This window comes from Acinetobacter sp. UBA5934, assembly GCF_002430855.1.
In the GTDB taxonomy this organism is placed as follows: domain Bacteria; phylum Pseudomonadota; class Gammaproteobacteria; order Pseudomonadales; family Moraxellaceae; genus Acinetobacter.
This window is the reverse complement of the sequence record NZ_DJDC01000109.1, coordinates 2,190-2,689: the sequence shown is the minus strand read 5'-3', so window position 1 is coordinate 2,689 and position 500 is coordinate 2,190. Positions and strand designations below refer to the sequence as shown.

At 38.8% G+C, this 500-nt stretch carries 1 protein-coding gene; it reads left to right on the top strand.

What is annotated here, in order from left to right; translation table 11 throughout:
• Positions 1 to 157 precede the first annotated feature (157 nt).
• Positions 158 to 500: enoyl-CoA hydratase-related protein (locus B2Y23_RS07725; protein WP_291370034.1), on the top strand; the 343-nt coding region annotated here is incomplete at its 3' end.

Here is a 500-nt window from a genome sequence, read left to right as displayed (position 1 = left end):
TTTTTAATAATAAAATTTATTTAAGTTATTGATTTTATCTAATATTTAATAAATTTATACCCCGATAAAAAATTTTAAATACTATAAAATAGGCTTGAATGATTGATAAAACTATGTATATTGCAAATAAAGTACCGCACTGCGAAATGAGAAGTTTATGGAAAGCACCCAAATATTGAAACTCACCATTCAAGAAGATGGCGTGGCGATTGTAGAAATTCATCGCCCGGAAGCAAGAAATGCACTGAATCTGGAATTACGTCAGGCGCTTTCAGAAACTTTTCAGCAGCTTAATCAGGATTCATCGGTACGTGCCATCGTATTGACCGGCGGGGAAAAAGTATTTGCGGCGGGTGCTGACATTAAAGATTTCACCACTGCGACCACAGCTCAAATGTATTTACGCCATACCGAGCAATATTGGCAAAGCCTGGTGGATTGCAGTAAGCCGATTATTGCCGCTGTAAATGGCTATGCCCTGGGTGGTGGCTGTGAACTGG